At 65.2% G+C, this 8733-nt stretch carries 8 protein-coding genes and 1 pseudogene; 4 read left to right on the top strand and 5 right to left on the bottom strand.

The window, feature by feature from the left end; genetic code table 11:
- Positions 1 to 131: 131 nt before the first annotated feature.
- The 4 genes and pseudogenes from ABZU52_RS10340 to ABZU52_RS10355 form a co-directional block, all read left to right on the top strand.
- A complete protein-coding gene (locus ABZU52_RS10340) occupies positions 132 to 728 on the top strand; it encodes a hypothetical protein (RefSeq protein ID WP_354970750.1) in 597 nt (198 codons plus the stop codon).
- Positions 729 to 1158: 430 nt separating this feature from the next.
- Complete coding sequence (locus tag ABZU52_RS10345) at positions 1159 to 1791, top strand: hypothetical protein (protein WP_354970751.1); 633 nt, start codon at positions 1159 to 1161, stop codon at positions 1789 to 1791.
- A gap of 465 nt (positions 1792 to 2256) precedes the next feature.
- Positions 2257 to 2520 (top strand): DUF1883 domain-containing protein, encoded by a 264-nt coding sequence (locus tag ABZU52_RS10350; protein WP_354970752.1) that lies wholly within the window; start codon positions 2257 to 2259, stop codon positions 2518 to 2520.
- A gap of 416 nt (positions 2521 to 2936) precedes the next feature.
- A pseudogene (locus tag ABZU52_RS10355) lies at positions 2937 to 3068 on the top strand (kinase); the annotation flags it as partial.
- Between the two features lie 77 nt (positions 3069 to 3145).
- Here ABZU52_RS10355 and ABZU52_RS10360 read toward each other — a convergent pair.
- The 5 genes from ABZU52_RS10360 to ABZU52_RS10380 all read right to left on the bottom strand — a co-directional run bounded on the left by ABZU52_RS10360 (position 3146) and on the right by ABZU52_RS10380 (position 7996).
- On the bottom strand, positions 3146 to 4159 hold the full coding sequence (locus ABZU52_RS10360; RefSeq protein WP_354970753.1) for a hypothetical protein: 1014 nt from the start codon (positions 4157 to 4159) through the stop codon (positions 3146 to 3148).
- A complete protein-coding gene (locus ABZU52_RS10365) occupies positions 4156 to 4497 on the bottom strand; it encodes a hypothetical protein (RefSeq protein WP_328848577.1) in 342 nt (113 codons plus the stop codon). The genes ABZU52_RS10360 and ABZU52_RS10365 overlap by 4 nt, the downstream gene beginning before the upstream one ends.
- A 426-nt stretch (positions 4498 to 4923) precedes the next feature.
- Positions 4924 to 5832, bottom strand: a complete 909-nt coding sequence (locus tag ABZU52_RS10370; RefSeq protein WP_354970754.1) for a hypothetical protein — start codon at positions 5830 to 5832, stop codon at positions 4924 to 4926.
- 114 nt (positions 5833 to 5946) lie between these two features.
- Positions 5947 to 7074, bottom strand: coding sequence for a hypothetical protein (locus tag ABZU52_RS10375; protein ID WP_354970755.1), 1128 nt, complete (start codon positions 7072 to 7074; stop codon positions 5947 to 5949).
- Between the two features lie 223 nt (positions 7075 to 7297).
- A complete protein-coding gene (locus ABZU52_RS10380) occupies positions 7298 to 7996 on the bottom strand; it encodes a hypothetical protein (RefSeq protein WP_354970756.1) in 699 nt (232 codons plus the stop codon).
- Between the last annotated feature and the right edge of the window lie 737 nt (positions 7997 to 8733).

Genomic DNA, 8733 nt, shown 5'->3' on the forward strand with positions numbered 1-8733 from the left:
GGGCTGCTCGAACTCATCGAGCTGACCCGCCAGCACCTGTTCCTCGAGAACTACTGGCGACAGAACGACGGGGTGTGGCTGCTCGAAGACGCACCCCACGGACTTTCCCGAACCCAGGGAGGTGACAGCACATGGTCGACGCCCAAGCCGCGCAGAGCGGCTGGACGGCCGCGCAGACGGCGGTCGTCGTCGTCGCCGTGATCGCGATCCTCGGCGGCGTCGTCTCCGCCTCGGTCACCTACACGCTGAACCAGCGCGCGACCCGCCGGGAGCGGCAGGCCAAGGTGTTCGCCGAGGCCCTCAACGCGGTCGAGGACTACGCCGAGATGCCGTACCGGATCCGCCGCCGCCGTGACACTCCCGAAGCCCGCTACGACCTCACCGACGAGGTCAGCAAGATCCAGTCCCGGCTTGCCTACCACCAGGCCCTCCTGCAGATCGAGGCACCCGAGGTCGCCGCCAGCTACGCCGCACTCGTCCGCGCCACCAAGATCCAAGCCGGCGGGCAGATGCGGCAAGCATGGCAGCAGCCCGTCCTCACCACCGACGCCGACATGAACCTGCAGGTCCGCTACCCCCGAAACCAGGTCGATGCCGCCCGCGGGACCTGCATCTCGAGCATGCGCAACGCCCTCCGACGACACCGGGCCCGCCACGCACCCACTCTCCCCACCGCCAACAGCGACCAACCCCAGATCCCCCGCGTGGCCGGCGAAGGCGATCACTAATAGGCGCGTCGAGGGCGCGCATTCGGCTTGTCCGCCGTACCTGTGCAAGGCGACGATCGGTGCTTCCTTGGCAAGGTGACTTACGGGGGTATACGTGGGAGCGCTAGACGGTGAGGACCCGACCGACGCTTCGTGATGGAGGGAATGGGCCGACGGTCTGCGCGAACTCGCGCCGGGGCGCGCCGCCTACCTTCGAGTTCCAGGGATGATCTACCCGGGATGGTGCCCGCGGACGGAGACGGCTTGCTCGCCGCGGGCGGTCAGGGCCTGTCGTGCGACAGCAGTCTGTTGTCGACAACGGCGACCTCGCCGCGTTCCGAGATAGATTTTCCGAACATGACCCGACGGCTCCGCCCGTCACCAATCTCATCTGAGCTGGCTCTTCACCGGGCACTGCTGGAGATCAACATGATGGTCGCATCCTCGGTGCATGGGATTTTGGGACATCAAGGATTCATTCGGGTCGATACTTGCCGGTGCGGCGGGTGTCGCCGCAGTGGTCGTATCGGGGGTGGCGGCTCTGCGTGCCCGTGATCGGGCTCGGGCGGAGGCGGAGGAGACACAGCGGCAGGTTGCCCGGCTTGTGACCGCAGACATCGTCTCTGAGCCAAATGTGCACTGGGACAACGACCATCTGCCACGCCCTGCCAACGCCCCGCCTCGCGAGTATGACCAGGTGATCGTTCAGGTGGACAACCACAGCGGCGAGCCAATCTCATCCGTGATGGTCTTTCTTCCAGAACGGGGATTGCCCCTGCATTTCGGGACGATCGGACCCGGCAAGTCGAAGCGCAACGGCTGGCTTGATGCCCCAGAGCTTTGGCACGTGATGCACATCGGCCCTGGTTGTCCTGGTCACCCCTGGCACCTCGACCTTGAGTTCGTGTTTACCGATAACCGCAGGGCTCGCTGGCGCCGCAACGGTGATAGGGAGCCGGTCCGGCTCCTGCCGAGCGATGACGTCGTGGAGGACTGGAAGCGGCGGCAAGAGGTCATTGAGGAGGAGCGCCGGTTGGCCAACGAGCGGTTGGATGCGGACTGGGATGCGACAGGCAGCCTTTAGCTCCGCTGTTGCAGGGATTGAGAGGCTGCTCGTCCTGGGTCGGGAGGCTTAAGGGTCTGACGTCACCGAATTCTTTGATCAATGAATCGACCGTATCGGACGGCGGTGCTGGGACAGCCCCGTTGATCGCGAGGGATCACCGTGACCGGTTGCATCCACAGGAGAATTACCGCGGCGACTCGGCGGCGCCGGGGCACTGATGTCGGTGTTCGGCTTCGAGCAAGCCCTGTTCCCTCCGCTGCTACTCGCGGCCAGCCTGGTCGAGGCACCGAGCGGTTAGTCGATGGACGGTCTGCTCAGAAGGTTTGTCTCTCCTCCCGACTGACACCGCCCAGTCATCGCCCGCCTCACCGTGCGTCGGGTTCCGTCGGTCAGCGGGGCCCGAGCGGCCGTGGTTTGCGGAGTGGACAAGGCCACGCTTGGGAGGACTTTCTACGGGGCGTCCCTATCCGTTACACATGGTGTGTGAATCACCTTTACTGGGACCTTGGTGAGTGCGCCACCGGCGCGTTGTTCGAGATCGGGCTGCGCGGCTCGACCGCCAGGGTCTGCCTCATGGACGACGACGAGTACCAGGTGTACGTCGACGGCGACGAGTACGAGTTCTTCGGCGGCTTCTACGACCTCACTCCCGTGGTCCTAGAAGTGCCCTACGACGACCACTGGTGGCTTATCGTCGACAGCAACCCTGACCGCATCCGAATCACGGTCAACCAGGTCTTCAACTGACCGCTGGAGGACAGGTACGAGCAGTGGTGTTGTCGCACCGCTCCGCCATGCTCGACGTACACGCGTTTCCATGATCATCGGTGAGAGGTCCGCGTGGGCGAGATCCGCATGGCCACCAACAGCGGCCCGGTTGTAAGCGGCAAGGTTCGACGGCAGCGATGAGAGGGCCTTCGCGGCGATCCATCCCGAGGCTCACCGCATCGATGCCAACTTGCCCGACATCGACTGCGACCTGACCTGGCCAGCGGTGCACAGCACGCGGCCGCGGGTGGCGTTGCGGTGTCCGTAGTGCGGGCATGGGTTCATGCCAAGGTGTCCGCCCGCAGGCTGCGGTACTTCGCCCATGACCCTGCACGCCCCGCCGACTGAGAGGGAGCGCCGGGGCCGCGACTCCGTCCCGAGCGGCCGCGCGCACGATCCTCGTCTGCGTTTGGCGTAACTCTTGCTGGGGTGAGAGCAGCTTCGCTTCTGAGTTGCGGCGCCGGCACGGCCGAGGCTGTCGGTTGGTCGAGCAGGACTACCTGCGTCGCATCGTGCTGCGGGATCGGACAAGCCCGCCTGTACAGCATCGACTCGGCCGGGCATCGACCGGGCCGTCGTTCAAGCGCAAAGATGACGATGAGACCTAGACCGTGGTCGTGTCCTTGATCTGGAGTACCACGGGCCCTGCCGCTGTTGGAGCGATCCAAGCCTCGTAGGTGGGATTGCGAGTGTCGGTCTTCGTGGTACCAAGCCAGGTGTAGCGCACGGCCAACTCGTACGTGCCCTTGACGCGGTAGATCGCGAACTTCGGATCGAAGGTAGCGCGAGCGGTCAGGAGTGGATCACCCGCAGAAGACCATTTGATCTTCTCGGCGCCCGACGGCGGACTCCATTCGGGGCATCCAGCCGGCATAGCCGACTTGGCGTCTCGCACGCATCGTGTGAACGCGTCGCTCAGTTTTGCGGCGACCAGATCCCAAGGCACCTTGGGATCCTGCTTCACTACATCGGGGTCGCCTATGGCCGAGTGCTCCTTGATTTCCTGGACGTCAAGCCTCCCATCGACCCACTTCACCTTGGCCCAGTACTTCGCTGGCGTCACGACCCGGCGTAGATCCTTTGAAGCGGTGTAGTCCGCCGTCACCATGACAGTCCCGAGCATGTCGAACAGGCTCTCCGCTTCGGTGTAGTGAATGACCGCAGCTTCCAGAGGGTTGCCGTAGAAGGCCCAACGGACCTTGGAGACGTCCGAGGTCTCGACGATGGATTGCGGGCAATTGGCCGGGGTCGCATACGGTGACTTCGCGCATTTGTCGAGCCAGCCACCTGCAGCCGCGACGACGGCCTCCTGCTTCACCTCGGCCGGCCAGGGATCTGACGTCGCCGGGAACGGCTCATTTCCGCCGAAGATGAAGTAGCCCAAGACAGCAAGGACGACGACGACGCCCAGTCCACCCCCACCCGCGGCTGCTGCCGCGCCACTTCCCGAGCCAGACTCCGTTGCCTCATCTTCCCTCAGGTCGACATTAGCCCTGGGTGCGTAGTGGCGATGGTGATGCGTGTGGGTGCTCTTATCGACGTTCCCTTCGTAGTAGGACCCCTTGACGTTGGCCTGACGTTCGCCACCAAAGCCAGTTTGCCGATCTACCACGCTCACCTGCCCTCGCGGTCATCATGGCCTCGCTCGAAGTAGTCGCCCGCGACGTTGGCCTGACGCCCGCCACTGAACCCGACCTGGTTGACCACAGGGCTAGCTCTGCCCGACTTCGCCGGGCCGCTCAAGCTGTCGCGATCCTGAGTGCTAGACGAGGATGCCGAGCCGCTGGCGCTTCGAATCGTTAAGATCACACCGGCGATCGCTACCGGTAACGCGATGATGTTTGCCCACGCTGCCGCGCCGTCGAGGCTCCCGCTAAAGATCATTACTAGTAAGACAACGATCATCAGAAGGAGCGCGCAGGCGGTCAACTGTCGTTTGGGCACGACGTCCATCATGGCTGATGGATGCAAACTTGCGGAAGCTCCGACGATAAAAAGTGTCCTTGATCTGCCACGTCGGAGACCTACATCTTCCTGGTGCGGCTTGCCCGGCAGTCAAGAGGCGCAAGGCCCTCCGTGAGCAGCAGCCCGTGTGGTCCCCGGCGATGCAGCAATCGACGCAACGGCTCCTGGCCGCGGCATCGGTCGCTCACGAACTGCTTGCCATGGCTGGGTTACATCCGGATCTTATCGTCGCCAAGTCGACCGCCACCGCCGAAGCCGAGGTCAGTGAGGCATGACGACGATGCTCCCGGGCCGGGTCGTTGCCACCGCTCTTGCATGCCTTAGCGGTTAGCTGCAACCCCTTCGACTAACTCCGAAACGTCGGCATCCGAAGCTGATCATGACGTGTTGAAGCCGACGCGCAATCGCCTGATGGAGTCAGCGCAGGCCCCGCTGCGCGGCGACGCTCTCGGCTATCTTCCGGTGAGTACCGGCCAGTCCCTGGGTGTCGAGCACGCCGGCGAAGGGCTTGCGGCTGTCTGGTTTGACCAGCGCGCCGCGGCGGACCCAGACGTCGGTGTGGCGGATCAAATAGTTGGTGGTCAGGATTGTGGCCCTGTGCGCGAGAAGGAATTCGAGGATGCGGTGCAGTTTCTCGCTGTTGCGCGAGTACCGGCTGAGCGCCGACGTGCACAGTACGGAATCGCCTTCGGCGGCCTTCCCGAGCAGGTCCACCAGGCCCTGGTCGAAGCGCGGGTCGATCGCGCTGAACACGGTCATCGTGCCGTCGTCGGACCGTGGCGCCGTGACTACCTCATGGCCCGAAGGCAGGCTGGGCGTAGGTGCCGAAGGTGAGCGCAGTGGACCGCGGCCACCTGCGGCGAAGGTGTCGGTCAGCGCGTCCAGACACGCCCACGCACGCGGATAGCGCCCCGCCAGCCCGGCGAAAGGGTTCGGATCCTGAGCGGCGACGGGCTGGCCGCGGCGCGCGGCCAGCAGATGCGACAGCGGGCCGGCCGCGTACTCCGTCGCCGGGATGATCCCGCTGCCAAGCGGGCCGTCATGGTGTGCCTGCTCAAGCAGGCTGTTTCGCACCACGAGGGTGACCTTGGCCCTCAGATCCAGCGGTGACGCCAGCGGCTCGTGGTCGAATACCTCCTCGACGAACGGCGCGATCAACACGTCCTGCTCACGCTGCGGCAGAGCCGCCAGCGCCTCAGCCCGCTGCAACACGTCGTCGCCGATACGGTGGGCCAGATCCTCGTCCACGTCGCATGCTTCGATCAGCATGCTGGGCAGCACGTCGCGGCAGTATTTGACCATGTGAGTGGGATCAGGGGCGGTCATCCCAAATGCCTCCGTCGGATAGGGACCAGGTGTCGACAGCGCCACACCCTAAGCAGATCGACGCACTGTCGCGACAGACGCGCCATGGCGAGATCGTCAAGGACCGTGGAGGACTCAGGCGGGCAGCATGGCCTGTGCCGGCGTCAGCCAGTCGGCCCGTACGCATTGCTGGGTCTGCTCGGTGACGCCCCAGTGGCCGCCGCAGGGCATCGCGTCTGCGGGGAAGGCGTACGACGCCAGGGGGTTGTCGAACCGGGTGATTCGCGGCCGGTAGGGACCACCGGGGAACCACTCGTGCACCGAGAAGACAGCCGAGACCCGCTGGTGCTTGCCGGCGGTGCGGTCACGGCCGGTGCCGAAGAACCCGTCACCCTTACGGATCATGGCTCCGCTCGAGATCTGGATTGCTGACGTGCCGGTCAAGGCCTCGTGAACGTCCCGGATGTCGCACATGCTGTCACGGATGCCAGCCACGACCGCGAACGGCTTGTCGCGTAGCTCGTACTTCACGGCCTTGTCCTCGAGCCGCTGCCGCAGCCTCGCTGCGGAATCGACAAGACCACCGATTGCCGCGCTATTGACCACGATGTCGTCGTCGGCGCAGATGCGGTAGCCGGCGGGCAACGCAAGGAAACGGACGTCGATGTCGACGGCTGCGCTGCGGTACATCGTCCCGGGCACACCATCCTCGACTGGCAACGCGCCCGGATTATCGCGCAGCTGGGCGATCGTCTTGTCGATCCAGGCGACGAGCGGGCGCATCCGGGGGGCGCGGTCCCACCGGCGGATCTCCACAGTGATTGAGTGGGTGGTCAGTGTCAGCCGGGCGTTTAGGTCATCGACCAGCACGGCATGGCGGCGCTGTTCCGTGGTCCAGTCCTCGCGCAGCGTCAGCGTCAGAACCTCCACCGCCCCCACGTACGAGCCGTCGGCGGCGTAGAGGCGAAAGTCGGGACGGGTACCAGAGCCCTCCTCGTAGCTCACCCGGTACCGGCGAGACAGCAGATCGTGCACGAGCAGCTCGTCGAGCGCGCTGTACAGCCGCGTGTCGTCCGGCGCCCGCAGCTCGGCGTGCAGTCGTCCATCCCGGTCCGGGAACCGCGAGTACATCTCGTTGATGATGCGCCGTCCCTGCGCGGCCTGCGGCCGGGTGCACTCCAAGAACCAATTCACCGTCGGTTCCGCCGGGCTGATTCCACCCTCTCGAGCGATACGCGGCTCTTCGAACACCAGGCCCACCATGGCCGCGACGCTAGTAGCCAATTGCTCTGCCGACCAAGCAAAATCGACGGTGCGTCGCCTGCGGAGACGGTACCCATCTAGACGGCGGCTCGCCTGACTCATAAGAGCTGAGGACCTCAACGTCGATATCGGTCACATCCCTTCGCCTGCGGTGCCCATGATGAGGAGCACGGGCAAGTCGGGCACAGGCACAAGGGGGGAGGGGAGGTGCGTAGCGAGTGCGTCACCCTTGCTTCCAGGCGCTCCACGAGACAACCCAGTTCCGTACCGGCCGGGCTGCGGGCAGTTGTTCTCGCCCCAGCAGCGCCGCTTCGACTGCTTCGGCGGCAGCCTGCTCTTCAGCCTCGCGGTCACCGAGCGACTCGCACACCACCATCAGCAGGTCGTTGTGTACAAAGGTCCGACACGGCTGGCCTATCTGCTGCTTGATCAGCAATCGAATGGCTTTGCGCAGTGCGAAAAGTTGATCGCCGGGCACCCGCCGCACCTCTGCGTACCCGTGCCGCAGCACCAGGTCGACGACCAGTTGCGCCACGACCGGCACCCGCTCATCGACCGCAGGAGCCGGGAACAGACGGTCCATCAACGCCAGACACCGTCGACACCTTGGCGCAAACGCCGGCTCCCGGTACCGGCTGACGGGTCCGCCATCACCGCCGGCCATCACCAACCAGGCCCGACCGCACATCGTCGTCTGCGCCCAGACCGGTTCCTCAAGCGCGGCGAGGTCGTATCGTCGCTTGATCAGTTCCCGGTCGCTGTCCGCCTGGTAGAAGTGTGCGTCGGACAGGGCGCCGCGGCCTGCCTTAGGCGGGTTGTTGCGGCGTACGAGGTGAACGGCCTCGCCTTCACTGACCACGGCGAGGAGAAGCTGCGACGTCCCGGCCGTGATGACGTTCGGTCCGTGTAGCCCTTCAGGCATGACAGCGTCCCCTCACGTCATGAGGTGTATCGGACTGACGTACCGGTAACGGAGGCATCCTGCCAAACAGCAGCGGGCCCTGGGTGGGGCTATCGAAGCTGATGCGATCGCGCTACGGCCGTCTGTCGGGATCGAGGGCGTGGATGAAATGCCCGATCCATTGCTGGTCGGGTGCCGGGCCAGTACAAGTAGCGCGGACCGAGGAGGCAATGGAAAGCGCCGCTCGGCCCCTCAGAGATGGTCGTGGCCCACGCAGTAGCAGCCGTGGGGTTGCCGGACTCCATGCAGCTTGTGGTAGTTCGCGGGTAGCCGGGGCGGGTGCCCGGCGGGCGCTCACCGGTACCGGCGTGCGGGTGGATCACCAGGGGGCCGAACTCGTCGAACGCGAACAACCGCTGCGGGAGGCAGCTGCTCACGTACTGGATCCGGGCGAGTTCTGTCTCCCGATCAGGATCGGTGGACTCGTTTCCGTCGGGTGGAGTGAAGGCGCGCAGGTGGTCGGCGAGCTTGCGGATACTTCAGCGGGTGAGCGCTCGCCCTAGCTTCTCGGGGCGGGGTGTTGGCCGTCTCGACGATGAACTGCTCTACCATCGCCCGTCGCAGTCGGATCGGGGGAGTCAGTTCCCCAGCGGGTGATCTTGACTAGTGCCGTGACCACAAACGTTCGCGGGGTTGGTTAGGCGGCTTTCGTGGTCGGCTGTCCCCAGCGGTGTTGGCGTTCGCTGCGGATGCGTGCG

The organism is Micromonospora sp. NPDC005220, from assembly GCF_040607895.1.
GTDB lineage: Bacteria > Actinomycetota > Actinomycetes > Mycobacteriales > Micromonosporaceae > Micromonospora.